Here is a 26,115-nt window from a genome sequence, read left to right as displayed (position 1 = left end):
CATAAAATAGTTCTATATAAATATATTATACCATAAAAATACATAATTTAAGAACATATTGGTTCTGCCTCAGAACTAAATATGCATAAAACGGTTCTGTCCCAGAACTGTTTAAAGAGTATATATAATAAAAATAAAAAGCCCTTAAAGGGCTTTTGGTGGGTGCTGCAGGGATCGAACCTGCGGCCTCTTCCGCGTCAAGGAAGCGCTCTCCCACTGAGCTAAGCACCCTAATTACCGTATAAATTCTACCATAAAGAGATTATTTTGTCAAGAATTTAAAACATCTTTATATACCTCTATAATTTTTTTAACCGATACTTCTATTGAATAATTTTCTTTTACAAATTTAATTCCATTTTCTGACAATTGTTTATGCAATTCATGGTCTTTTAATACTCTTAAAATTTCGTGAACAAAATCATCTTCATTTAATTCTTTGATCATTATTCCACCAGCATTTTCGTGATTTAAAAGATCGTAAACTCCCATTTTTCCAAGTGCTACAACAGGAGTTCCTGCTGCCATAGATTCTAAAACCACAAGACCTTGAGTTTCTGTATATGAAGCAAATACAAAAATATCAGCCTGTTTATATGCTTCTAATACCTTTTCACGTGGTTGACCACCTGTAAAAATAACCTTTTCCTGTAAACTTAAATTAACTACCATTTCTTCTAATTTTTCCCTCTCTACTCCGTCACCTATAATGACAAATTTAGTATTCTTTTCATTATTTACAACTTTTGAAAATACATTAATTAAGAAATCTATATTTTTTTCTGGCCCAAGCCTTCCTACAAATAATAAAATTCTTTCATCAGGCATTATATTATACTCTTCTCTAAGATTCCAGGTTATTTCTTTATTAAAAATTTCTGTTTCTATTCCAGTAGGAATAACCACTATATGGTCTTCAGGAACACCATAATCAACTAATACTTCTTTTATATTTTCTGTAGGTGAAATTACCTTGTCTAATTTCAAACACCAATTTCGTATCATTTTTTGAGTTTGTTTTAAAGTTGGTCTAATAATTAAAGGTAAATATTTTCTATAATATTCATACATTGTATGATGGGTTCCAACATGTTTTATTTTTAATAATTTTGCTAAAAATTCTGCAAGAATTCCCATTGAAAAAGGATCTTGCGAATGAATTATGTCTAATTCTAAATCCTTTATTTTAAAAATATCTCCTGAAATTGGAATGGCAATTCTTTGTTCTTTTTCAAATAAGAATTTAATTGCAGGAAATTCAAAAACGTTTTTTTCATTTCTTTTATAATTATGAGAATATCTTGGTACAAATAAATATACATTATGTCCTAATTTTTCCATTTCCTGTTTATATAATTTTACAGCAGTAGATACACCATTCTTTTGTGGGAAATATACATCTGAAAATATGCCTATATTCATTGTTCCACCTCTTTAAAAAATAATTTAACGAAAACTCTTAATAAACTTGCAAATAAAATTTGTAGATAATAAGTGGCAAATCTCCATCCAATAATAGAAATTAATACACCACTTTTTATAGAGAGAATTGATGAAAATACTAATTGATAAGAAGCTTCTATACTTCCGCTTGCACCGGGAGTTGGAATATAATATACTACCATATTTAATAATGTCATTGCTCCTAAAACAATCCAAAAATTAAATAAATTTATTTCGATATTTGTATATTTATAAAACATATAAAAAAGAGAAAAAGCTTGAACAATGAGAACTAAAAAATTTAAAGATATATCTATTATCATATATCCTAACTTTTCACTCCATAAAAAGGAAATACTTTCTTTTAGATTAGAAGACCATTTTTCAAATTTGCTTTTAAGTTTTTTTATTCGTTTAGTTGGAAATAAATTTAAAATTTTTAAAATCCATTTACTATTCAAAAATAAAGTAAGAATCAAAATAGTAATTGCTACAGAAATAAATAATCCCATATTAATTAATATAGATTCTATATTTGTATTTTTTAGAGAATAAATCACTTTATTGTAGGATATAAAAGCAATAAATAAGTTTAAAAACATTAATGTTATAAATCTAGAGATAACAATGTTTGTAGAATGTTCTAAATCTAAACCATATTTGTTTAAATGATAAATTTGATAAGGTTGCCCCCCGGCAGCAAAAGGTGTAAGAGATGAAAAAAGAAGTCCCATTACATTATTATAAAATAATTGAAAAAAAGAAATTTTTGTTCCAAATTGTCTTATAATTATTTTATACCTAATTGTATCAATAAAGTACCCTATAAAATAAATAAAAAAAGAAATCATTATATCCTCTATTTTAAGTTTTTTTAATTCATGGAGTAAATTAGCATCAGTTAGTTTTTCAATCATAACTATTGTGAAAATAGCAATAAAAATGGAAATTATTAGAGAAATTAAATTTTTATACTTTTTCAGCATATAAATCACCATATATGTTTTTAAGTTTTTCACCGATAACTTTCAAATCCCTTTCAAGAGCAACAATCCTTTCGTTTTCTTTAAGTTTTTCAACATCAATTTCTTTATTTATTATCTTGAATATATTTTTTTCAAAATCTTCTAAAGAAGAAGATTTTAGACAATTAACTTCATTTGTAAGCCAATCTTTATATACAGGAATATCCCTTATTATTAAAGGAGTTTGAGATGATAAGGCTTCTAAAACTACAATTCCTTCATTTTCTTCGTAGCTAGGAAATAAGAAGATATCTGCAGCACTATATGCATTAATTAAATCTTCTGTAGGAATATATCCGGGAAATAGTAAATTTTTAATAGATTTTTCATTTAAGATTTTTCTAATTTTTTTGGGTACTATTTTCATTTTAGCTCCTAACCAGATAAATTGGAATTGAGGGAGCTTTTTTGCTAATTTATAGAAATCTAAAATACCCTTTCTTTCAAAAGGCAAACCAACTGAAAGGATTAAGGGTTTATTTAATTTATATTTTTCTTTGAATTTTATTGCAGACTTTGCATTATATTTAAATTTATTTGTGTCTACACCGTTTGAAACTACAGCACTTTTGGTTTTTATACCATAACTCCTTACAAGATTTTGAGTATATTTAGTTGGCGATATTAAAAAATCCGCATTAGAATACATTTTTATTAATCTTTTTTTTATGAAAAAAGCTAATTGGTTGCTGAATATAAAACTATTTCTAAAATCTTCATATGTAGTATGTGTATGCACAATAATTTTTTTTCCCTTTTTTTTAGCTTCTTTTAAGATTTTTTCGCTTGTAAAACCAATAGTATTTATATGAACAATGTCATAATTATCTTCTGGGTTAAGAGTATAATCAACTCCAGCTAACTTTAAAGCTTCTTGTTGAAGCTGTAAAGCTTTCCCTACTCCTGATCTTTGAAACATATTTTTTCCTTCAGAAAATAATAAAATCTTCATATGTTCCTCCTTATATAAATTTCAGTGTTCCATCTGTTCTCAATCTCGCAATATTTGATTTAAAAAGGTAATCGATAACTTCATTTGGTTTTTTATCAGTAATTCTAAACAAACTCAATATTTCTTCAATTTTTAAATGAGATTTATTCAATGTATTTTTACCATATTTTTTAATCATATATGTTAATTTTTCGTCAAAATTCATTGGAGAAGCCCAATATCTTTCGAATTCTAGTCTCATAATAAGCTTCTTTACTATTTTTAATCCAAAACCAGGATCATTGGTAACCAATGAATCTAAATTATTTTTTTCAATTTTTATCATTTGTAAAGGTGTTGAAGTAAATACAGTTGCAGTTCTTTCAACATCTTTAAAACAAGCAATTTCACCTACTATTTCTTCATTTGATAAAATTGCTAACAATTTTTCACCGTGAGGTGAAAATTTTGATACTCTAACATTTCCCGAGAGAATCATAAATGCCCAATCTCCTTCTTCCCCCTCATGAAATAATACAGTATGAGATGGAAGCAAATATCCACTTTTTAAGTAAGTGACAAGTGGTTTTATTAAAGGTTTATTTGTAATAACCGACTCAAAAACCATAAATGAAAATAACTCTTTTATAAACGGATATTTTTCTCTTAGAGTTTTTTCAAGATAATATTTTTTATCTGGAGAGATTAATATCATGCACAAATCTTTCCAGATTTCAACTTCTGCCTGAAAATACATATCGAATTTATTAAATTGAATCTTTTTAAATTCATTTAAAGCTTCCTTTATTTTTCCTGCATTAAAAAGTTTTCTACCGTTTTCATATAATTGTATGTTATGATCTTTTATACTTGTATATTCCCTTCTTCTATGTCTTTTAAGGTATTTTTTCGAAATATCAACAACATCTAAGTTTTTATCAATAAGATGCTCCGAATTTTTCTTATTCTCATTTTCCTTCTTTATATCTCCGAATATTTTTTTATTTAAACTAATAATTTTTTCTATATACTTTTTTATAAGATATATAACCAGACTGGAATTTGATAACAAAAATTTTTCTACGAGTTCTTTTTCCAATAAAAGAACCCTACTATTTTCAATAACTCTTATTGATTCAAAAGATTTTATCCCTGGAATAAGCAATTCAGCACCAAATATTCCTTTAGTTTCATATGAATGATGAGCACAAAAAGAAGATGTTGTTTCTAACATCCCTTCTTTTAAAATTATCAAGTTTTCAACTTCGTTTCCCTCATTTACCAAAATAGTTTCCGGAGCATATAACCTTTCTTTCATATAATCACATCCCAAAAATATTATTTAAAATAAAGAGTTCCATCAGGTCTAATTGTGGATATTTTATTTTTGGATAATATTGTTATAAATTCAGAAATATCCATTGTTAAACCTGATAGATTTAAAAACTGTTGGGGGGTTAGCTTAAATTTATTTAATCTTTGACGGCTGTATTTATTAATCAATACTTTTGTTTTATCGATTAAATCTGTATTAGCTATTAGTTTTTTTTGAAAATCAACTCTTTTAATAAGGGCTTTTAAAATATTTCTACCCAATAAATAACTTTCATTTATCAAACTTTCCAGATTATCTGAGGTTATATAAATAAACTGTAAAGGAGTTTTTGTAAAGACGGTAGCTGTTCTTTGAACATTTTCAATTACAGCAATTTCCCCTACAATTTCTCCTTCAGTAAGAATATTTAATAATATTTCTTTATTGTCTAAAAATTTTGAAATATATACACTCCCGCTAACGTTTAAAAAGGACCAGTCACCTTCTTCTCCTTCGAAGAACAAAACGGTCTTGGCGGGAATTAAATACCCTTTTTTAAAATAAGTTTTTAAGTTGCTGTCAATTTTTTTATCCTTTATGCTTTTATTTAAAATAAAGAAAGATATAAGTTCATTTAAAAAATCATATTTATAATGAAGCGTTTCAAACATTTTTTCATAGTTATTATTTTGCATAAAATAAAGGCAATATATTTTCCAGATTTCTATTTCGGCTTTAAAGTATTTATCTTCTATATTTGATAAATCTATATTTTTTAAGTTTTCATAAGCTTCTTCATATTCTTCAGATAATATTAATTCTCTTGCTGATATATATTTTTGTATAAAATCATCAGAAAAATAATGCCAGTTATATTTATATATTTTTTTAAAAATCTTTTTAACTTCTTCAACCTCAATTTCAGTTTTGAAATCTTCAGCAAGTCTTCGTTGATTTTTTTTGGTAAAAAAATCAGTAGCTATTTTATCATTCATATTAACAAGCATTTTTATTCTCTTTTTTATAGCCAGACTTAATAATTCTTTATTATTTTTTAAAAATTCTTCCGCTTCTTTTTTATCTGTAATTAGTTCGACTTCCGAATTTCTAACATTTCTCAGCGATTCAATGGTCTTTATGTTAAAAAGGAATTCTTCAGAAAAAATCCCCTTTTTAATAAAGACTTTTTTATAATTACAAAATTTTGATTCACTTAACAAATGGCCGTTTTTTAAAACAACCAAAGCTATTGGGTCCTCGTTTTCTAATTGTAATATTTCGTCATTTTTATATTTTTTTATCATAAATATTCCCCCAATACTCTCCATTATAATTATACTCTTTATAGATTTAAAAATCAAATAAGGGAATTTCCATTTTTTGAAAATAAAAATACAGTTGCGGCTTATTTTTTAAACCGCAACTGTACTTAATTAATTTTAATAGCTTAACTTTAAGCTTCTATTTTTCACTTCTTCATGTATAGTTTTAATAATATCTTCAAGAGAAATATCTTCTACAGTATTACCTTCTCTTGTTCTTACATTAAATTTATTTGATTCAACCTCTTTTTCACCAATAACAATCATATATGGAATCTTTAATAATTGTGCATTTCTAATTTTGTATCCTACTGTTGCATTTGAATCATCAAGTTTTACTCTTATTCCTTCTTTGTCTAATTTTGCTGCAATTTCTTTACTGAATTCAACATATTTATCAGAAACAGGAATTACTGCAACCTGTTCTGGTGCAAGCCATGTTGGGAATGCACCTGCAAAGTTTTCAATTAAAATTCCAAAGAACCTTTCAATAGAACCATATATTGCCCTGTGTATCATAACAGGTCTTTGAAGTTCATTATTGTGGTCTACATAGTGAATATCAAATCTTTCTGGCATCTGGAAATCAAGCTGAATTGTAGCACATTGCCATTTTCTTCCTAATGAATCCTTAATCTGGAAGTCGATCTTTGGACCATAAAATGCACCATCACCCTCGTTAATATTATAATTTATTCCTGATTTTTCAAGTGCAGCCTTTAATGCATTTGTAGCGATTTCCCAGGTTTTTTCATCACCCATATGGTCTTCAGGCATTGTACTTAAATTTGCTTCATATTCAAAACCAAAAGCGTTGTATAATTCATTTGTAAAGTCCATAACCTTGATTACTTCTTCTTCAATTTGATCTTTTGTACAGAAAATATGTGCATCATCCTGAGTAAATGCTCTTACCCTGAATAACCCATGAACAACACCGCTTCTTTCATATCTATGAACCTTACCAAATTCAGAATATCTTATTGGAAGGTCTCTATAACTTACAACCTTTGATTTATAGATTAAAATATGTCCAGGACAGTTCATAGGTTTAATTGCATATTCCATCTCATCTTTTTCTGTGAAATACATATTTTCTTTATAATGATCCCAGTGACCTGACTGATGCCAGAGCTTTACATTCATCATTAATGGTGTGAGTATTTCTTCATATCCATATTTTTTATGTAATTCTCTTGAAAATTCTATAAGCTGATTGATAACTTTAGCTCCTCTTGGTAAGAAGAAAGGCATTGCAGGTGCCAATTCGCTATCAAACATAAATAATTCGAGTTTTGGACCTAATTTTCTATGATCCCTTTTCTTTGCTTCTTCAAGCATTTTTAAATATTCATCTAATTGTGCCTTTTTAGCAAATGCTGTACCATAGATTCTTTGAAGCATTTTATTTCTTTCATCGCCTCTCCAGTATGCTCCTGATACAGATAATAATTTAAATTGTTTAATTTTCCCTGTTGAAGGAAGATGAGGACCTCTACAAAGATCAATAAATTCTCCTTGTTTATAGTATGTAACTGTATCATCTTCTATATCTTCGAGCAATTCAACCTTATATGGTTGATTCATTTCTTCAAACATTTTCTTTGCTTCTTCTTTTGAAATTTCAAATCTTTCGATTTTTAAATCTTCTTTTATTATTTTCTTCATCTCTGCTTCTATTTTTTCGAGGTCTTCTTCGGAAATCTTTTCTTCCATATCAAAATCATAATAAAATCCATTTTCTATTACAGGACCAATTGCAAGTTTTACATCTTTTCCATATATTCTCATTACTGCCTGTGCCATAATATGAGCCATTGTATGTCTGAAAATTACAGGTGCTTCAGGATCTTTATCTGTAATTAATTTTACTGTTGCATCAACTTCAATAGGTCTTGTTAAATCATATAATTCTCCGTTTACCAATGCACCTACTGATTGTCTGTATAATCCTTCAGAAATTCCTTTTGCAATTTCTGCTGCAGTAATTCCTTTTTTATATTCCTTTTCTGAACCATCAGGCAATACAATCTTTATCATTTCCATATATAATCACCCCTTCTTTATTATTATTTATTACTTTTTAGCAATACATGCAATTTCAACCATTGCATCTTTTGGTAATTTAGAAACTTCTATAACAAATCTTGCAGGATAAATTTTTTTAAAGTAATTTTCATATACAACATTAAATTCATTAAACTTAGACATATCAGTAAGAAAAACCTGCACCTGAACAACATCTTTTAATGAAAAACCAGAAGATTTCAAGATAGTTTTAATATTCTCCATAACTTGTTTTGTCTGTTCAACAAAACTTTCAGGCATTTCATTTGTTTCATAATTAATTGGCAATTGACCTGATATAAATAACTCATCATCTTTTAATATTGCATGAGAGTATGGACCAACAGCAGAAAAATTCTTTGGTGTTACACTCTTTTTATTATTAAAGAGTTTTAATCTCATTTGATGACCATCAAAATAATCGAAATAACTTAAATTTAGAGTTTTTAATAAATCCTTCAAATGGTCTTTTTCCTCAAAATACTTAAAGTAATTATTTAATATAAATGCGTATAAAACATTATAGAGCATATAATATACAGTAAAAGTATATACATTTAATTTTATTAATGACATAGAAATCATATACGCAGAAGCAATTACTATCATACTAAAATAATGTATTATTGTATGTAATCCATCTTTTGTTCTTGAAAATAAATATGTTCCTGTCAATAATATTAAAGTAGTTAAAGTAAAAAAGAATAAGAAAAATCCTGTAACCCCAGATGATGTGCTAACACCAGAGAATCCAATTATAAATGTCAAAATCCAGGACAGTTTATAAGCAACATCAATATAAAACTTCATACTCTCATCCCCCTTAGATTTCCAGATTTTCCAATTTTTCTGTTAAATCCCATTCCATTAATTTATCGATTATTTCATCTAAATCCCCGTCGAGTATAAATCCTAATCTATATGATGTATAACCTATTCTATGATCTGTAACTCTATTCTGAGGGAAATTATACGTTCTAATTTTTTCACTTCTTTCCCCGGTTCCAATTTGCGATCTTCTTTGAGAGGTTAATTCTTCATGTTGTTTTCTTAATGCTTCTTCATACAACTTTGCCCTTAAAATACTCATAGCAGCTTCTTTATTTTGATGTTGTGATCTTTCATTTTGACATGTAACAACAATCCCTGTCGGTAAGTGGACAATTCTCACGGCAGACTCTGTTTTATTGACGTGTTGTCCACCAGCACCTCCCGCTCTATAGGTATCAATCCTTAAATCTTTATCCTCTATTTTAACATCAACATCTGTTGCTTCAGGCAATACTGCAACAGTTGCTGTTGAAGTATGTATTCTTCCTCCTGATTCTGTAACAGGAACTCTTTGAACCCTATGAACACCACTTTCATATTTCAATCTACCAAAAACACCTTTACCTTTTATTTTTATAACTGCGTTTTTTGTTCCGCCAATACCTGTATCGCTTAATTCCATTATTTCATGTTTCCAACCCTTATTTTCCGCATATCTTAAATACATTCTCATTAAATCGGAAGCAAATAATGCAGCTTCTTCTCCGCCTGTACCAGCACGGATTTCCATAATTATATTTCTTTCATTTATTTCATTTCCAGGTATTAAAAGGCTTAAAATTTCAAGATAATAGTTTTTGAGGTTTTTTTCAGCTTCTTCAACCATGGAATTATATTCTTCTTCATCTATCTCTTCAGCGTGTTTTAATTCTTCAAGCGCTTTTATATCCTCATTAACACTTTCATATTTTTCAAATAATTCCTTTAATGTTGAAAGTCTGTTATGCTCTTTTCCAAGAGATTGTAATAAATCGAGGTTAGAGGTTACCTCAGGATCTGCGAGTTTCTCTTCAACCTCTTTTAATTTTTCTAAAACCTTTTCTTTAAAAGATAATATTTCCATATGCACACTCCTTATACCCTTTTTTGCTATTATATCATATTTTTATATATTCTTGAATACCTTTAAACTTCTTCTTTTAATAAAGATGTGGAAATATAGAATATTAAAAATATTATTATTACAGTTATTGAGGACATTGCCTGACTTTCCAGATAATATCGTGCGTTTGATAGAGTGTAATTAATATTGGATACTATGGGGAAATAATTTGAAACTTGCATTGTATAAGAAATTGTAAATTCACCAAAAACTATGGCAAATATCTGTAAAAAAGAACTTATCAGGGAATTTTTTAGTATAGGCATTTCAATAAAAAGAAATGTTTGGAATTTATTTGCTCCGTCAATTTTAGCAGCTTCAATAATTGAGTTATCAAAGGATAAAACTCTTTGTTGTAAAAATGTGTATCCAAGAGGTATTGAAATTACAAGATATCCAATAATCAATAAAATAGCATAAGGAATTGAAAATTCAATATTTAGAATAAGCAAACTCATAGCAATAAATGTTGAAGACACTCCCAGAGAAGAGATAATAAAAATATTTGCAAATCTCATATCTTTATGATTCTTAATATTCCTTAAAATGATATAAGATAAAAAAATAGAAATTATTCCTACTATTAACGCGATAAGTGTTGTATTATAAATACTTTTTATGACAGGATAATATTTGTTCAAACTTTTAGAAAACAGATTATATAATCCTTTTATTGTAAATCTATTATTTATAAAATCATAAAATCCTGAAAAAATTCCCACAAATACAATACTATATTCAAATAATACATAAAATATAGAAATAAAAAAGGTTATCATAGAAGTTTTAGAAACATATAGCTCTTCTGATGGAATTTCATGGATCTTTGGAAGTGAAATTATAAAATTAAGAATAATTAGAATTAAAAATTGAATCAATGCGTAAGACAAAGCTTTTGAAAAATTCAAAGAACTTCTTAAAGTAGTGAAAATCGCAACCTCAAATGTGGAATATTTTATTCCACCAAGTGAAAGAACAATTGCAAAACTAACAAATGAATACATAAAAACAAGAAATCCACCTTTTAAAACAGAAGGGATAATAAGCGGAACCTTTATAAATCTTATTATATCCTTTTTGGAAGCACCGTCTATTATTGCATTTTCAATATAATTTTTAGGTATATTCCTTAATGCGTCTGAAATGTATTTTACAAATATTGGAGAATTATAAAACGAATGAGCTATTATAATAGCTGTTAAGGTGTATAATATATTCAAACCAAAAATTTTATTTATAATTCCATTATTTCCATATAAAATCGAAAATGAAATTATCGTTGAGATTGGTGGAAAGAAAAATGGAATAAAAAATGAATTTTCAAGGATTTTACTTAATGTATTTTTATTATTAGCAACATATATTGCAGGTAATATCGAGATAATAAATGAAAATACAGTTGATAATGAGGCTTGATAAACAGTGTTTTTTAGTATCCTTAATGTTCTTGCTCTAAAAAATACATTTAAAAAAGTATGAAAATCAAAGTAGTTAATCATTAAGATGGATACTGGAAAAACCCACAATATAGCAAATATTATTATATATAAATGTATTCTTCTCATAATGTCCTCCTGAAAAAAAGTTATAAACCAAATAATTGTATATTTGAGGTGAAAGAATGAAAAAATATATTCTATTATTCATATTATTATTTTCAGCTTTATATCTCTTTTCAAAATCACTATTTTTATGGCCACCATACATTACATATAATGGTAAAGATTTATTTTTAAATTTCAAAACAAATGGAATAATTAAAGGACTTTCCATTCATATTATAGATAAAAATCTAAACGAAGTATATTCTATTAAATTACAGGAAAATGAACTTTATCATATGCCAATAAATATTGATTATGTTAATGAAAATTTTGAATATATTATAAAACAAAATTCAAAAGTTATATACAAAAATACATTCAACGAATTTAATCCGTTAAAAAAGGATTTTACATTTGTTGTATATGGAGACACCAGATATTATGATAAACTTCATAGAATGATAGTAGATAAAATAATAGAAGAAAAACCAGATTTTGTAATTAATGTTGGAGATATGGTTGAAAACGGAGAAAATATCAATTATTGGACCAATTTTTTCAATACAATAAAAGGACTAAACATTCCATATTTCCCTATTCCTGGTAATCATGAAAAAAATTCAAAATATTATTATGATGCCTTTATATTGCCAGAGGGCGGAGGATTTCAAAACAAACAATGGTATTCATTTAAATATGGGAATTTAAATTTTATTCTTCTTGACTCAATTATTATCAATAATTCAGAACTATTTAAACAGGAAACAATATGGCTTGAACAAACTTTGAAAAACAATAAGAACTATATAAATATAATAATTTTCCATTATCCGTTTTGGAACAATTCAATTTATGCATGGAGAAGAGATAATAAAATACTTGAAAAAAAATGGCGTCCAATATTTGAAAAATATAACGTTAAACTTGTTTTTAATGGACATGTTCATGCATATGAACGATTTAAATTAAATGATATTACATATATCACCACTGGTGGTGGCGGTGCGCCGTTTGATCCGGGGCATAAAGAAAAATTAAATCCATACACTCAAAAGATACATTATGGATATCTTGAATATGTTCTTTTAAAAGTAAAAGCTGGTAAAATCACAGTCATAACAAAAGCAGTTGGAAAATCGGATAATTATAAGATGAATAATGTAAAATCTTTAGATATGGTTTTAGATTTTTTTGAAATTGATAAATAAACAGTATTAATATTATGCATACAATAGCTTAAAAGAAATTTTTGCTCATATTTAATTATATCCTATAAACATTATAAAAGATTGAATTTCACTTTATTTTAAATTTGTGATATCCTATAATTACGAAAACGTTTTCGAAACTACAAATAAAACAATGGGAAGGGATTCAATATGAAAAGAATAAATATCAAAGATGTAGCAAAGGAAGCTGGAGTCTCGATCTCAACAGTTTCAAGAGTAATAAACAAAAGTGCTCCTGTAAAAGAAGAATTGAGAAAAAAAGTAGAAGAGGCAATAAAAAAATTAGAATATAAACCCAGTATAGTTGCAAGAAGTCTTAGAAAAGGGAAAGCGAAAACAATAGGACTTGTTATTCCAGATATTACAGACCCTTATTTTCCACATATAGTTAAAGGCATAGAAGATTATTTAAAAAAAGAAGATTACACATTACTATTGAGTAATTCCGGTCAGGATTTAGAACAGGAAACAAAAATCATAGAAACATTTGAATCAAATCATATAGATGGAGTTATTTTTATAGGTAGTGGTCTTACCAATCCTTATTTAAAACATTTAAAAGAACGTGGGATAAAAGTTGTATATCTCGACAGAATATTAAAAGGGATAGATGTTTCTTATGTAGTAAGTGATAATAAACAGGGAATGCATGATTTGCTCCAATATTTATACGATACAAATCATAGAAGTTTTCATTTTGTAAATGGTAATGAAAATACATTTAGCGCTCAGGTGCGTTACGAAGCTTTTGCTGAATTTATGGAGAAAAATAATATTAAATCATATAAACATATATATTCCTGTTTTTCATATGATGCAGGGTATCAGTATGGAAAAGAAATAGATTTAAAAAAACTTCCAGATGTTATAATGGGTGGTAATGATCTTATAGCTTATGGATTAATGGATGCCCTTGATGAAAGAGGTGTGAAAATACCTGATGATGTTAGCATTACAGGATTTAATGACATTCCATTTAGCAGACATTATAAACCATCTTTAACTACAGTAAGACAGCCAATATATAAAATGGGATATACAGCAGCTAATCTTATTATTCAAATAATTAATTCAGATGGACCGGTATTCAAAGGTATAGTTCTGAAAACTGAATTAATAATAAGGAATTCAACTAAAAAAAGAGATTAAATATCTTTAAAGATATTTTTATTCAAAATATAAATTTTATTTCCTTCCTTTTTTATAATACCTTCCTCTTCGAGTTTAGAAAACGCTCTTGAAAGAGATGGTCTTGTAACGCCAAATAAATGAGATAATTGCTCAACAGAATATTCGAGTATTACATAATCATCAGAAGAATCTTTTAATTTTCCTTTTATATGAAATAAGATTTTATCTTTAATATTGTTAAGAGTGATAAACCATAATCTTTGTGAAATAAAAACAAATTTTGTACCCAGATATTCGATCAATTCCTGCAGAAAGTCTTTATTATGCATACATAAATTTAAAACTTCATCTTTATTTATAAACGCCACTGTAGATTTCTCAATTGCAATTATATCAACAGGAATTATAGAATTTTTAGAAAATGTGGCTCCAACAGCAAGAAGGTTTGGAGCCTTTATTTCTTCTATTTCTATGATCTTTCCCTGAGTATCAGACATTTCAGCCTTAACCTGTCCTGATAACAAAATCATTACTTCATTAACCTTTTCTCCACGAAATCTAATAATTTCATCCTTTTCATAAGATTTTATAATCATCTTTTCTGAAGAAATTAACTCTTCTATTTCAGTTATTTTTAATGATTTAAAAATAGGAGTTTTCGATATTTGCTCAAAAATTTGTTGCATAATTTCCCACCTTTATTTCAGACGCTCTAGATTATCAATTGAATTATATCATAATAAAATTTATTCTCGACACTGATAATTTAATATAATATAAATAATTAGTTTTACGAATTTTAGGAGGATAATTGCAAATTTCGACCTGATCCCTGAAAACTAATAAATATAACAGGATATTTATTTAAATACTTTTCTAATATTTCCTTTTCATTCCAGATTTTTAAATCTTTAAATAAATTCACACTGTTTTCTTTCATTGGAAAGAAATGTTCTAACATGCTTATATTTAATGTTTTTTCAAATCTTCTTGGTCGAGTGATTAATATTACTCTTCCTGCTGATAATATATCTTTTATGAGCATACTTTTATCTATGAAATACATATTGTTTTCTATTATGGTTTTAAAGTTGCTTTCTCCCAGAGGAAGATTTTTTAATTCCTTCATTTTTTTCAACCCAACGGCGTTATTATACCATATACAAAAACTCCTGCATTGAAAAATGCAGGAGTTTTTTGTCTCTTTTAGAGAGTGGTTGTAAGTTGGATGATGGTGAAAAGTTTAAACACTATGTTTTCAAACAATCATAGTTTCGTTTCTATCTCTTTCAGAGAGCAGTTATATTCGGATTAAGAAAGTTTTAAACGTTGAATGGGATTCTATTCAACGGTTTCTATCTCTTTCAGAGAGCAGTTATATTCGGATCTGATGATGAAGAATTAATCCGTTATCAATGGTATGATAATGTTTCTATCTCTTTCAGAGAGCAGTTATATTCGGATGTAAAAAAGATTTTTATATGGGATGACGTTGTCATCCCAGAGTTTCTATCTCTTTCAGAGAGCAGTTATATTCGGATTGATTCACTAAGAATAGTTGTTGATAATAGTGTTATATATGTTTCTATCTCTTTCAGAGAGCAGTTATATTCGGATTGATGCCCACCTTAGAATATTCGGGTGGGTAGAAAGAGAGTTTCTATCTCTTTCAGAGAGCAGTTATATTCGGATAAGACACGAGACTACGTCCCTTTTGTATATGAAGGGGTTAGGTTTCTATCTCTTTCAGAGAGCAGTTATATTCGGATTAATATGATACAACCTAATAATAAAAAAGAATTAATTGAGTTTCTATCTCTTTCAGAGAGCAGTTATATTCGGATACGGGTGAATTTGTGCGTCACGCCCACCACATAGAGGGAAGGTAGTTTCTATCTCTTTCAGAGAGCAGTTATATTCGGATGACCAAGCTCTTACTAATGTTTCTGAACGCATGATAAGAGCGTTTCTATCTCTTTCAGAGAGCAGTTATATTCGGATAAAGAAGGATTTAACTCAATGGAGGAATGGTTGGAATACTAGTTTCTATCTCTTTCAGAGAGCAGTTATATTCGGATATAAAACCTATATTAGATACACATATGAAATTCATAAAATAGTTTCTATCTCTTTCAGAGAGCAGTTATATTCGGATAGAAACAGAAGATTGGGATATAATCATATCCAACGGAGATAGTTTCTATCTCTTTCAGAGAGCAGTTATATTCGGATAGCCTCTACGATGGAAGTTTTGATAAAAAGTTTCAAATCAGTGTTTCTATCTCTTTCAGAGAGCAGTTATATTCGGATAGCTGGTTTCTAGAGTGGTTATTATTAGCGTTTTTTAGAAGGTGATTTTTCGAACCTTTTTTTTAATTTTGAAATTTTCAGCATTTTTTCGAATAAAATCTCTGTAATCCGCTTTTTATCTATATTCGTACCTGTTTTTCAGTTTTTCTTTGTTTAAGCTACTTTCAGAGATTTTGTGTTTTTTGATTTAGGTCCGTATACGAACTATTTTTATTATAACATTCTAAAATCCTTTTGTCAAGTGATTTTTGAAAAGTATTACAAAATCATAAACCTCTGCGAACCTCATAGATATGTTTTAGTTTATTTATGCGTATTTTATGGTTTTGTTATTTTTGCGGATATCTTTCTTTTGTTTTTCTTTTATATTTAGTTTATTTATAAATTTCTTATTTCCGAATATTGCTGTTTTTTTTATCCATTCTTTATTATTGCTTATATTCCCTTGTACATTGTAATAATCTCATATGCTTCCATTATTGTTTTCATCCCCCATTCTCCTTTCGACGAGTTATATTTCTATTTTACTACTCATCATAAGCTTTTTCTTCCTTAGAGAGGTCGATTTATTTTACCATATACATACCATATACAATACTCTCCCTCTATTTTGAAGGAGAGTATACAAAAAGTCTTATTTTTTCTTCTCTATATTTTTGGAAAAATATGACATCACACTTCTAAAAATTTTACTATCAATAATGGTTTGAATATTATCAATCATTACCGAGACATTTTTTAAAACTTCTTTATCACCCGGCCATTTTTCTTCTACATACTCATATGGCAATTCCTTTAAAAGAGTTCTGAGGAATAATAATCCCATTAATACATCATCTAAATATCCAGCTGGTCCCAAAACCATTTCAGGCATAATATCTATTGGGGAAATAAAATATGCAAGATATCCAGTGATTTTTAGCTTATAGTCAACATATACATCTTTATCTTTTAAAACGGTAAGAAAAAAATAAAATAAATCTGGCGCAAGCAATATATATTCAAGGATTTTATTATCTTTATTCTTCCCAGCCCATTTTTTAATTTTATTTCTTAATTTTTTATAAAACGAACCGGACTCTATTTCAACTTTATTTTCATAACTATTTACTTCATTTTCAAAGTCTTTGAAATTATTATTTGGCATAAGTACACTCCTTTTAAATTTTTTATTTCAGTATAGAAGATTAAAGGATTTTTTAATTTTATTTATTTCAGTATCTATTGTTTGGCTTAATAATTTTTTGACAATATTTGAAATATTATCTGCATATTTTTCTATTTGCGAAGAAATTTCTACAGCTAACTCTTCCTTTTTAATATTGTTTTTTTCACTGTTTAAAGTGAGGATAATAGTGTAAAATATACTTGTTGCTGCAAAGATAGGGTTTTGGGTACTAAGACTAATCAAGAATGAGCCAACAATACTTCCTGATTTTAATGTTGCAGAGAATAACTTTTTTTTTAATATGGAATTTTGATGAGTTGAAACTAGATTTATTATTTGTTCAGAAAAAATTTCATTATTGTTTTTGAAAATTCCATTTACATCAAAAGCATTTACAAAAGATTTAAAATCATCATCATTTTCAAGTATTTTTTTATCTTCCATACTTAGTTTTTTATCTAAATTTTCTATAAAAGTATATAATTTTTCATTGATTTTTATGTTGAAAATATTTATCTCGTCTACTATTATTTTTTTAATTTTTTCTTCATTGAAAAAATGATGTTCAAACATTTTTTTTATATAATTTTCATAGCTATTAGAATTTCTTTTTATTAGTTTTAGAAGAGAATCTTTTGACATATAATAAATAGATTTTGAAGTGCTTCCGAGATCGGTAATATCCTCCACAAAAATTTTTGAATATTTTTCATAATCTGCAATTTTATTGTATATTTTCTCAGTTGTATTATCTATTTCATTAATAACTTCTATATTAAAACGATTTAATTCTTCTTCAAGAATTTTTTTACCTTCTGTTGAAAGAAGAGTTTGCGCATAAACAAAAACAGTTAAAAATGATAACAAAAAAAATAAAAGAATTTTTTTCATACATTATCCTCCTCAAACAATTCTTTTTTCATCAAAACATTTGCAAAATAATGCCCTAAGGCACTAAATATATTAAAATCTTCATTATCATCATACGAATTATATTCATCTAGATTCTTTATAAAATCTTCTATAAATACTTTTAATATTTCAGGTGTGTATATTTCTCTGATAATGAATTGATAAATGATTTCAGCTTTTATCTCAGGATTTTTTTCAAATTTATATATATCCAATAACATGTTATATCTTCTTTTTGAGCTTATAATGATCAGATTATGAATTATATTTAATTTTGTATCATATGAAAAAGTTGAAAATTTTTTATATATTATATCCTCCGCATATGGAGTATCAAATAATGAAATAGCAATATAATCTTCTTCCCTTAAATTTTCAAATTTAATATTGTCCTGTTTTTTACAATTATTTTCATATTTTAATATATATATCAGTGTTGCCAGTTCTTTTAAAGGTAGATAATCTGATTTCATTGCTTCCTTTGTTATTTCAAATAATTCTTCTAATTCATATTTTAATAATATTTTGTATGTAATATATTTTAATTTATCATTTTGTGTTTCAAAAAATAAATCTTTTATATCTTCAGATAATTCTTCAATATAAAATCTGTTTATAGTTTCAAGATATGTAATTTTATCTTCGTCATCATTCAGCATAAAAATATCATAAATGTCTATTAATCTGTTTATATATTTTTCATTATAATAAACAGCTATATTCTGGCTCTCTTTAATCCTTATTAATGCATATACAGAAGCTAATTTACATTTTGGATCCAAAAATTCATATAAAAACATAGAGCAATACTCATCGGTTAAAACATCTATAATTTTTTTTATAAAAAAAACTAGTTCTTCATTAGGTATTTCACAAAAAATTCTTTTTGCTATATTTGTTTCTAATAATAAATTTTTGGGATGTTTTAAAAATTTTTCTAAGAATTCCTGTATTTTCTGTTTATTCTCAGCATCTTTTAATATATCTTCAAATACTTTTTCAATTTCTATATATTTAAAATTTTCTGTATTTTTTAAATCCGTATTTAAATTTTGTTCTAATATTTCATCAAAATATTCTACTATTTCTTCTCGGTCTAAGCGTTTAGCTAAAATATATGGATTTAAAATATCATTATTGTTTAAAAGAGCATAAACTATATTATATCCGCTTTTTTCCATGAGCTTTATAACTTCTATGTTATCTGAAATAATTGCTGCATGAAGAGGAGTAATAGTTGTTTCTATACTTTCTCCAAATAAAAATTCATTATTTAAATACTTTTTATATATTATATCATTTTCGTGATTTAATATACTAAATATAATTTTTTCATCCATATTTTCCCCTCAATTTATTTAATCGAAACTCTTTTTGTTATTATAATTAAAGTTTTTGTATTATAATTATAACAAGAATATTTTGAAAAATCAATTATTATTTCAAAATCCATTAAAAAGGAGCTGGTTTTATGAAAAAATCATTTTTTCTACTTTTTATAGTATTATTAATTTTTAGTATTTTTTCTTTTGGGGATATAAAAATACTTAATATTTCAATGGAAGATAGAGATGAACTTTTTTATTATGCGCCTATAGTTACAAATAATTATATTATTTTAGCTTCTCCAGGAACTCCGGATAAAGATTATAATGATGCGGGAATATATTTATTAGATAAAGAAAATTTGGAAATTCTTGATGTTTTTAAGACGTATTCTCCCGTTTCAATAGTTTCTGGTGAGTGTTTTTATCCAGGATATTTTAGTACATATTATGCATATTATGATAATACATTAATTTCTTTTTATGTATCAGATTCTGAAAAAATCAGTGTTGAATGGAAAAAGTCATTTGAATATAAAGATATTGAGATAACCAATGATTTTGACAATGATTTTATTATTAAAGAGAATAAATTAAATGCAAGAAAGAACGATATTATCATAAAAATTAACGATGAATATCTATATAATTATTCCGATATGGCAAAATATCTTGAAAATTATTCTGAGGATGTAGCTACATTACATCTCTTAAGGAATAATAGTAATATTTCTTATGTTTATAAAACCAATATTGTTACAAAACCTGATTATATAATTTCAGGTGTTATTTATAGGGATGAATTTGATTTTTCTGATAATTTGTTTATCCAAACTGAAAAATATATATACCAATTGGATTATGAAGGAAATATAATAAATAGATATTATGCTGAAAAAAAGTCTCATAAACTCCCTCCTACATTTTCAGACCTTAATCAGGATGGGAAAATTGAAGTGGTGTTTTTTGAAGATAATTATATTAAAATATTGGATAATGGTAATTTGATAAAAATAGATTTTGATTATTGGTATCAAGATGAAGAGGATATTTTTGCACCAATTTCAACAGTTTATTACGCAGATGTAGATAATGATTATTATCCAGAAGGCGTTTTTGTAGATAAAAATTTTACTATCAATTATATAGAATATGATCCTACAACAAAGTCTTATTATATATCTTATAGTGAACTTCCCAATAAAGGTAATTATAAGTATCCGTTAGTTTCAGGGAATGTTGTTTATGACTTTAATTTTACTGGAGATTTATTGACGTTAATTACATATAATAAGGAAATATATATGCTGTCGTCTAATGAAAAAATAATTTCAAAAAAGATTTTAAAATTTCCAATTATTTCAAGGCCATATATTTATTGGAAAAATGGTTGGTTTATTGTTTTAACACAATATGATTTTGACAATGAAAAAACATTTTTAACTAAATTAAAATATAAAGATGAGAAGTTTGAAATAATTGATACATATGAATATAATGGTTTTTATTTATTGGAAGGTTATATACCTTATAATGATAATATTTATGCTTTATTGTGTAGTTCTGAAAATACTATTTTACAATATATAGAAAAAGATGGAACTGAGATTTTTGAGGCATACGAAACATATATGTCAAACAACAATAATTTTATTGACTATATACAAACTTTTAAAAAACATGATTTAAAAAATAAATTATTAATAGCGGAAAGCGGAGAAGAAATTATTTCTCCAGAAGAGATTGCAAAGAAAATGGAGAGTGTTGTAAGAATAAATAATTATGTTTATTCTTCTGATGAAGAATTGGAAGCTTCAGGTAGCGGTTTTATAATTGCTGAAGATGATTTTTACTATTATATTGCAACAAATGCACATGTTGTTTCCACAATAGGTGAAGATATAACGAAAGATATATCTTATTACGGACTTTCTATAACTTTTTTTAATGGCGAAACTGTTTCTCCAGAAGAAGTTTTTATAAATACTACATTTAAAGATATAGCGATTTTAAGCATATCTAAATTTTATCTTGATAACACATATCCGGTATTGCCTTTAGGATTATATTCTCATACTATTGGAACAAAGGTTTATGCTTTAGGAAATCCGAAAGGATTAGATTTTTCATTTACACAGGGGATTATATCAGCAATAAGATTTGCAAGGATTAATGAAGCTTATAAAATAAATAATGACAAATTTTTTGAATTGATCCAAACAGATACCGCAATAAATCATGGTAATTCCGGCGGGCCTCTTGTTGATAAGTATGGAAATGTAATAGGAATCAATTCTTTGGGGGGGGATAAAAATATTACCGAAGGCTTAAATTTTGCTATTTCTGCTAATGATCTATATTATGAAATTAAAAAAGATAACTTTATAAAATTATTTTATGATTCCAGATTACCAAATGATTGGCTTTTTAAAACGTTAAAGAATAAATTTAGTAAATATTATAATTATTGATAAAAAACAGGAGGGATTTTATGGACGAGCAGGACAAAGTTAAAAAGAAAAATGGAATGTTAAAAAGATTTGCTGTAATCCTGTTTTATATAGGGATTTTTATATTATTTGTTTTTATTTTTAATTATTTCTTTCCCGTAGAAAATGAAGTATCAGCTCCCAAGAAAAGTTATTTTGACAATATAGAATATATTGTGTTTAAAGAAATTCAATTTAATAATTATATTGTGTATAAAGATAATAATCAAAGCAAGGCAAGAGTTTATTATATTAAAGGTAGAGCAGAAATAAAGTTTAATGTAGAAGATTTAAAAAAGAGAATCGAAAGTGATCCGGTAACAGGTAAGGAAATAGTGTATATTTCTATTCCACAAAAAGATATGTTGAAAATTGATGTTGAAATAGAAAATTCAAAAGAAATTGATACATTTCCAATTGAAATAAAAAGTAATAATAGTAATTTGATGGATATTACAGAAAAATTTTCACCAGTAGTAGGAACAGTTTTGGGAGCCTGGATTGGTAGCAAATTAACGAATATTTCTATTTTAAAGAATTTTAAAGCTATAAATATTGTTGGAACATTAGGTGGAGCTGTTGGAGGATATCTTCTAACGAAGCATTTTGTTAGAAAATTAGAAAAATCTTCTTCTCAAAGCTCAAATACAGTTAATGACCTTTCACTTGGATTAGACGAAGAGATAAAAGCAAAAGCAAAAGATTTAATAGCTCTTGAGTTTTTATATGGGAATGATAATGAATTTAAAAAAGATATTATAGAATACTATAAATCAGAATTCTTAAAAGCTGTAAAACCACTATATTCAATTCAAGATGAAAATGTTGAGGTTGTATGGGATAATAGTTTATTGGAAGTGATACAATGAAGAAAATGATAATTAGAATACTAACTCTAGCATTAATAATAGGAGCTGCCTTTTTAGTTTCAAGATATAATATAATTTCTAATTTTTTTGCTAAATCTAAAGAAGCTTCAGTACAAATTCCAAGTCTGAATATTGAAGCTATAAGAGATTTATCCCAATTAAGAGTGTTCTCATATAATATGGATTTTCTGTTTATAGCCAAGGATGAAAATAATAATTATTATGTCGCTATATATCCATATACTGTTGAAGCAGGGATAGATTTGAATAAGATAAAATCAGAAGAAAAAGTTTATTCAAAAGGAGTAATTTATTTTCCAAGTCCTGAAATTTTCTATTATGGTGAATCTTTTGATAAAAAACCTATTATTGTAACCGATCAAATAAAAATAGATTCTTCTTATTATAAAGACAATATAAAAGAAGGATTTAAGATGTATTCAAGGGATGTTGCAATAAATAAAGGAATTTATGAAAAAACAGAAAAAGCGTTAAAAGAATATTTGAAAAAGTTTGTTCCTGAAGAATATGATTTGAAATTTTCCGAACCTGATAATAACTTTACAAAAATTAATGCCGAACGTTTTCAAGCGTATTTTAAATTAACTAATGAGTTATATAGAAAATACAAGTTTTCTGATGAAAATGGCAAATATTTTGCAGAGTTTTTAAATAAAGAAGATCCAGAAATTAAATTTACTTTTAATTTTTCACAAGAATATAAAAAGGATCATAAAACATTTTTTAATGATGTGGAATCTAAGTTTAAAGGGGAATTATGTTATAAACTGGTAAACCCAGATAATCCTTTTGATTATAATTATTCCTTTAAAATCAATCGAAATAAAAATACCTTAATTGGATTCATATTAAATGGTGGAGATTTAATAAATTTCAAATTTAATACTCAGAATGAAGAGGATTTTAAAAAGTATACATCAGATTTTATTTATTACATGTTTTCATATAGAAATAGTCAAAATAAAAATTATACAGAAGTTGGAAAATATAAGGATTTTATAAATTATTTATACAAGAGCCAGATTGCAATAGATGAAGAAAAAATAAATACGCTCGAAAACTTAGGGGAAAATATTCTTTCCTTACAAAGAGATGTTTATAGTGAATATGGAAATTTATTTATTAACCTTGAAAAATTGATAGAGAAAAATATAGATACTTCAGAAAATATAAACGATTATAATTTGAAATTATTAGCCAAAGCGTATTATTACATAAATAATAAGGATAAACGTATAATTGAATTAATAGATGATTTAAAAACATGGTTTGAAAAAAATGAAAATATAGAAAATGCTTTTGAGCCTTATCTTATGCAGGAATATTATAATTGGAATATAAATGAAAAAATAAGTTTATTAAAAGATAAAGTGATGACTTATTTGATGATTAACTATAAAAATTATTTAAAAAATGATGAAATAGAAAAATATAAAAGAGAAATAATCAATGAAGGAATTTATTATTCAAATGTATGGAATAATATTATTAATTCCGATATAGAACGAAAAGAATATCTAAAAAGAATTTATCTTAATATTGTAAAAAATCAGAAATTAGAGCATTATCTCTATTATGATAAAGATAAGAAATTAGTTAGAATTAAGGATTTTAACGATCCAGACTTTTATCTTTCTGATATTTATTATGATTTTCAGGTTAAGGATAAATATAATAACATTATTCTTGATTCAGATTCATTAGCAAATGCCTTTGTTGAAATGTATGAAAAGTTTTCTGAAAAAGAAAAGGAAAATTTCAAATCTTTAATTAAAGATAATTTTGATGATGAATATTACTTTTTTAGTGATGTAAATTCAAAAAAATTCTTTAAGAATAACTTTATTATTGTATTAACTCGAAATGCTTTTAACCTTCCAAAAAATGCATTTAAAGTATATACGGTATTTGTATTTGGAAAAAATGGTTTGCTTCTTTTTGAAACATCAAAGAAAATATTTGGAGATGGATTTAAACTAAAATATCAGAAATTTATTGAATATTCTGAATTACCAGAAAAATTGGAACATAAAAACGCTTCTATTAAAGCTATATTGGATGTTTTAAATGATACTGAATCAAACAATCTAACAGAAGAAATATGCGAAAATCTCAAGTATCTTATTCGATTTATTCTCAGAAATAAGGTTAATGTGTTTGTATTATAAACAAAAAGGCTCTTCAAAACGAGGAGCCTTTTTTATTTAATTTCAACTTATTGACTTAATCTATTTGTTTTAGTATAATAAAATTAATTAGTTTTACGAATTTTTAGGGGGGATAATATGTTATATATTCTTGTTTTTTTAGCAGGTTTATCCAGTGGATTTATTAATATAATAGCTGGTGGAGGCTCATTAATCACATTGCCAATATTAAACCTTTTAGGTCTTCCAATGGATATTGCAAATGGAACAAATAGAATAGGAATAATATTTCAAAATATTACAGCCACGACAAAATTTAAAAAAAGTGAGGTTTTGGATTTAAAAAGAGCTATATTTTTAGCAGTTCCTGCAACCTTAGGTGCTTTAGTAGGGGCAAGTATCGTTGTTAATATAGATAAAACATTGTTAAAAAGCATAGTTGGATTTATTTTAATAATCATGAGTATATTTTTAGTAAAGAAACCTGATTTATGGACCAAGGAAAGAGTCGTAAAGCGCAATAATATTTTGAGTTTTATTGTTTTTTTCATAATAGGAATCTATGGCGGTTTTATTCAAGCGGGAGTAGGCTTTTTTTTAATGATTGCATTGGTTTTATTAGAGGGATATGATTTGGTAAAAACAAATGCAATAAAGGTTTTTCTTGTATTGATATATACTATATTTGCATTTATTATTTTTGCAGTTAATGATCAGGTAAATTATTTGGCTGGATTTGTATTAGCATTGGGTAGCATAACTGGTGGATATTTTGGAAGTGCATTCTCTGTAAAAAAAGGGGCAAAATGGATCCAAAAAATCTTATTTATAGTGCTTATTGTAATTGGATTTTATTATATCTATAATGCTTTAAAATAAAAAATTAAAATTAGCCACCGTAGTATTTCAATATGGTGGCTATTTTATATTGGAA

At 26.3% G+C, this 26,115-nt stretch carries 20 protein-coding genes, 1 tRNA gene and 1 CRISPR repeat array; of the genes, 6 read left to right on the top strand and 15 right to left on the bottom strand.

Features of this window, described 5'->3' with window-relative positions:
* Window positions 1-156 precede the first annotated feature (156 nt).
* The 10 genes from LN42_RS02445 to LN42_RS02400 all read right to left on the bottom strand — a co-directional run bounded on the left by LN42_RS02445 (window position 157) and on the right by LN42_RS02400 (window position 11,601).
* Window positions 157-231 (bottom strand) — tRNA-Val (locus LN42_RS02445).
* Between the two features lie 39 nt (window positions 232-270).
* On the bottom strand, window positions 271-1,422 hold the full coding sequence (locus LN42_RS02440) for a glycosyltransferase (protein WP_075780282.1): 1,152 nt from the start codon (window positions 1,420-1,422) through the stop codon (window positions 271-273).
* A complete protein-coding gene (locus LN42_RS02435) occupies window positions 1,419-2,429 on the bottom strand; it encodes a lysylphosphatidylglycerol synthase transmembrane domain-containing protein (RefSeq protein WP_014295949.1) in 1,011 nt (336 codons plus the stop codon). Before LN42_RS02435 ends, LN42_RS02440 begins: the two co-directional genes overlap by 4 nt.
* Window positions 2,413-3,420, bottom strand: a complete 1,008-nt coding sequence (locus LN42_RS02430) for a glycosyltransferase family 4 protein (RefSeq protein WP_014295948.1) — start codon at window positions 3,418-3,420, stop codon at window positions 2,413-2,415. Before LN42_RS02430 ends, LN42_RS02435 begins: the two co-directional genes overlap by 17 nt.
* Before the next feature lie 10 nt (window positions 3,421-3,430).
* The gene (locus LN42_RS02425) at window positions 3,431-4,717 is read right to left on the bottom strand and encodes a cyclic nucleotide-binding domain-containing protein (RefSeq protein ID WP_014295947.1); all 1,287 of its coding nucleotides are present in this window, start codon (window positions 4,715-4,717) and stop codon (window positions 3,431-3,433) included.
* Between the two features lie 20 nt (window positions 4,718-4,737).
* Complete coding sequence (locus tag LN42_RS02420; RefSeq protein ID WP_075780281.1) at window positions 4,738-6,018, bottom strand: Crp/Fnr family transcriptional regulator; 1,281 nt, start codon at window positions 6,016-6,018, stop codon at window positions 4,738-4,740.
* A 135-nt stretch (window positions 6,019-6,153) separates the two neighbouring features.
* Window positions 6,154-8,076 carry a threonine--tRNA ligase gene (thrS, locus tag LN42_RS02415; protein ID WP_041638749.1) on the bottom strand — a complete coding sequence of 641 codons (1,923 nt, stop codon included), beginning with the start codon at window positions 8,074-8,076 and terminating at the stop codon, window positions 6,154-6,156.
* 36 nt (window positions 8,077-8,112) lie between these two features.
* Window positions 8,113-8,913, bottom strand: a complete 801-nt coding sequence (locus LN42_RS11030) for a RidA family protein (protein WP_198029627.1) — start codon at window positions 8,911-8,913, stop codon at window positions 8,113-8,115.
* Window positions 8,914-8,926: 13 nt separating this feature from the next.
* A complete protein-coding gene (prfA, locus tag LN42_RS02405) occupies window positions 8,927-9,997 on the bottom strand; it encodes a peptide chain release factor 1 (protein ID WP_075780280.1) in 1,071 nt (356 codons plus the stop codon).
* Between the two features lie 62 nt (window positions 9,998-10,059).
* On the bottom strand, window positions 10,060-11,601 hold the full coding sequence (locus LN42_RS02400) for an iron ABC transporter permease (protein WP_014295942.1): 1,542 nt from the start codon (window positions 11,599-11,601) through the stop codon (window positions 10,060-10,062).
* Between the two features lie 56 nt (window positions 11,602-11,657).
* Between LN42_RS02400 and LN42_RS02395 the strand changes: the two genes are divergently transcribed.
* Both LN42_RS02395 and LN42_RS02390 read left to right on the top strand, forming a co-directional pair.
* A complete protein-coding gene (locus LN42_RS02395) occupies window positions 11,658-12,788 on the top strand; it encodes a metallophosphoesterase (RefSeq protein ID WP_075780279.1) in 1,131 nt (376 codons plus the stop codon).
* 171 nt (window positions 12,789-12,959) lie between these two features.
* Window positions 12,960-13,958: a LacI family DNA-binding transcriptional regulator gene (locus LN42_RS02390; protein WP_075780278.1), complete on the top strand. Its 999-nt coding sequence runs from the start codon at window positions 12,960-12,962 to the stop codon at window positions 13,956-13,958.
* Here LN42_RS02390 and LN42_RS02385 read toward each other — a convergent pair.
* From LN42_RS02385 to LN42_RS02365, 5 genes are all read right to left on the bottom strand, one after another.
* The gene (locus tag LN42_RS02385) at window positions 13,955-14,626 is read right to left on the bottom strand and encodes a Crp/Fnr family transcriptional regulator (RefSeq protein ID WP_075780277.1); all 672 of its coding nucleotides are present in this window, start codon (window positions 14,624-14,626) and stop codon (window positions 13,955-13,957) included. The two genes, LN42_RS02390 and LN42_RS02385, sit on opposite strands and share 4 nt — an antisense overlap.
* A gap of 113 nt (window positions 14,627-14,739) precedes the next feature.
* Entirely contained in the window at window positions 14,740-15,069 is a 330-nt protein-coding gene (locus LN42_RS02380; RefSeq protein WP_075780276.1) for an AAA family ATPase, read from the bottom strand.
* A 147-nt stretch (window positions 15,070-15,216) separates the two neighbouring features.
* Window positions 15,217-16,250: direct repeats of the CRISPR family, unit length 36 nt; unit sequence GTTTCTATCTCTTTCAGAGAGCAGTTATATTCGGAT.
* Between the two features lie 634 nt (window positions 16,251-16,884).
* Window positions 16,885-17,397 (bottom strand): YkvA family protein, encoded by a 513-nt coding sequence (locus tag LN42_RS02375; RefSeq protein WP_075780275.1) that lies wholly within the window; start codon window positions 17,395-17,397, stop codon window positions 16,885-16,887.
* 27 nt (window positions 17,398-17,424) lie between these two features.
* Window positions 17,425-18,309, bottom strand: coding sequence for a hypothetical protein (locus tag LN42_RS02370; protein WP_075780274.1), 885 nt, complete (start codon window positions 18,307-18,309; stop codon window positions 17,425-17,427).
* The gene (locus tag LN42_RS02365; RefSeq protein WP_075780273.1) at window positions 18,306-19,670 is read right to left on the bottom strand and encodes a hypothetical protein; all 1,365 of its coding nucleotides are present in this window, start codon (window positions 19,668-19,670) and stop codon (window positions 18,306-18,308) included. The genes LN42_RS02370 and LN42_RS02365 overlap by 4 nt, the downstream gene beginning before the upstream one ends.
* A gap of 131 nt (window positions 19,671-19,801) precedes the next feature.
* Between LN42_RS02365 and LN42_RS02360 the strand changes: the two genes are divergently transcribed.
* The 4 genes from LN42_RS02360 (at window position 19,802) to LN42_RS02345 (ending at window position 26,060) form a co-directional block, all read left to right on the top strand.
* Window positions 19,802-22,126: a S1C family serine protease gene (locus LN42_RS02360; protein WP_075780272.1), complete on the top strand. Its 2,325-nt coding sequence runs from the start codon at window positions 19,802-19,804 to the stop codon at window positions 22,124-22,126.
* Between the two features lie 20 nt (window positions 22,127-22,146).
* Complete coding sequence (locus tag LN42_RS02355) at window positions 22,147-23,013, top strand: hypothetical protein (RefSeq protein WP_075780271.1); 867 nt, start codon at window positions 22,147-22,149, stop codon at window positions 23,011-23,013.
* Window positions 23,010-25,202 carry a DUF4230 domain-containing protein gene (locus tag LN42_RS02350; protein ID WP_075780270.1) on the top strand — a complete coding sequence of 731 codons (2,193 nt, stop codon included), beginning with the start codon at window positions 23,010-23,012 and terminating at the stop codon, window positions 25,200-25,202. The genes LN42_RS02355 and LN42_RS02350 overlap by 4 nt, the downstream gene beginning before the upstream one ends.
* Before the next feature lie 117 nt (window positions 25,203-25,319).
* Window positions 25,320-26,060, top strand: coding sequence for a sulfite exporter TauE/SafE family protein (locus LN42_RS02345; protein ID WP_075780269.1), 741 nt, complete (start codon window positions 25,320-25,322; stop codon window positions 26,058-26,060).
* The last annotated feature ends 55 nt before the right edge of the window (window positions 26,061-26,115 follow it).

This window comes from Marinitoga sp. 1137 (genome assembly GCF_001941525.1).
GTDB lineage: Bacteria > Thermotogota > Thermotogae > Petrotogales > Petrotogaceae > Marinitoga > Marinitoga piezophila.
The sequence above is the reverse complement of the archived record's forward strand: the minus strand, read 5'-3'. Positions and strand labels throughout refer to the sequence as shown.

Coding starts and splice junctions, on each gene's coding strand:
- LN42_RS02440 (WP_075780282.1), bottom strand. CDS start 1,422: ATGAATATAGGCATATTTTCAGATGTATATTTCCCACAAAAGAATGGT.
- LN42_RS02400 (WP_014295942.1), bottom strand. CDS start 11,601: ATGAGAAGAATACATTTATATATAATAATATTTGCTATATTGTGGGTT.
- LN42_RS02365 (WP_075780273.1), bottom strand. CDS start 19,670: ATGGATGAAAAAATTATATTTAGTATATTAAATCACGAAAATGATATA.
- LN42_RS02345 (WP_075780269.1), top strand. CDS start 25,320: ATGTTATATATTCTTGTTTTTTTAGCAGGTTTATCCAGTGGATTTATT.
- LN42_RS11030 (WP_198029627.1), bottom strand. CDS start 8,913: ATGAAGTTTTATATTGATGTTGCTTATAAACTGTCCTGGATTTTGACA.
- thrS (WP_041638749.1), bottom strand. CDS start 8,076: ATGATAAAGATTGTATTGCCTGATGGTTCAGAAAAGGAATATAAAAAA.
- LN42_RS02390 (WP_075780278.1), top strand. CDS start 12,960: ATGAAAAGAATAAATATCAAAGATGTAGCAAAGGAAGCTGGAGTCTCG.
- LN42_RS02360 (WP_075780272.1), top strand. CDS start 19,802: ATGAAAAAATCATTTTTTCTACTTTTTATAGTATTATTAATTTTTAGT.
- LN42_RS02435 (WP_014295949.1), bottom strand. CDS start 2,429: ATGCTGAAAAAGTATAAAAATTTAATTTCTCTAATAATTTCCATTTTT.
- LN42_RS02370 (WP_075780274.1), bottom strand. CDS start 18,309: ATGAAAAAAATTCTTTTATTTTTTTTGTTATCATTTTTAACTGTTTTT.
- LN42_RS02425 (WP_014295947.1), bottom strand. CDS start 4,717: ATGAAAGAAAGGTTATATGCTCCGGAAACTATTTTGGTAAATGAGGGA.
- LN42_RS02420 (WP_075780281.1), bottom strand. CDS start 6,018: ATGATAAAAAAATATAAAAATGACGAAATATTACAATTAGAAAACGAG.
- LN42_RS02385 (WP_075780277.1), bottom strand. CDS start 14,626: ATGCAACAAATTTTTGAGCAAATATCGAAAACTCCTATTTTTAAATCA.
- LN42_RS02430 (WP_014295948.1), bottom strand. CDS start 3,420: ATGAAGATTTTATTATTTTCTGAAGGAAAAAATATGTTTCAAAGATCA.
- LN42_RS02395 (WP_075780279.1), top strand. CDS start 11,658: ATGAAAAAATATATTCTATTATTCATATTATTATTTTCAGCTTTATAT.
- LN42_RS02350 (WP_075780270.1), top strand. CDS start 23,010: ATGAAGAAAATGATAATTAGAATACTAACTCTAGCATTAATAATAGGA.
- LN42_RS02380 (WP_075780276.1), bottom strand. CDS start 15,069: ATGAAGGAATTAAAAAATCTTCCTCTGGGAGAAAGCAACTTTAAAACC.
- LN42_RS02375 (WP_075780275.1), bottom strand. CDS start 17,397: ATGCCAAATAATAATTTCAAAGACTTTGAAAATGAAGTAAATAGTTAT.
- LN42_RS02355 (WP_075780271.1), top strand. CDS start 22,147: ATGGACGAGCAGGACAAAGTTAAAAAGAAAAATGGAATGTTAAAAAGA.
- prfA (WP_075780280.1), bottom strand. CDS start 9,997: ATGGAAATATTATCTTTTAAAGAAAAGGTTTTAGAAAAATTAAAAGAG.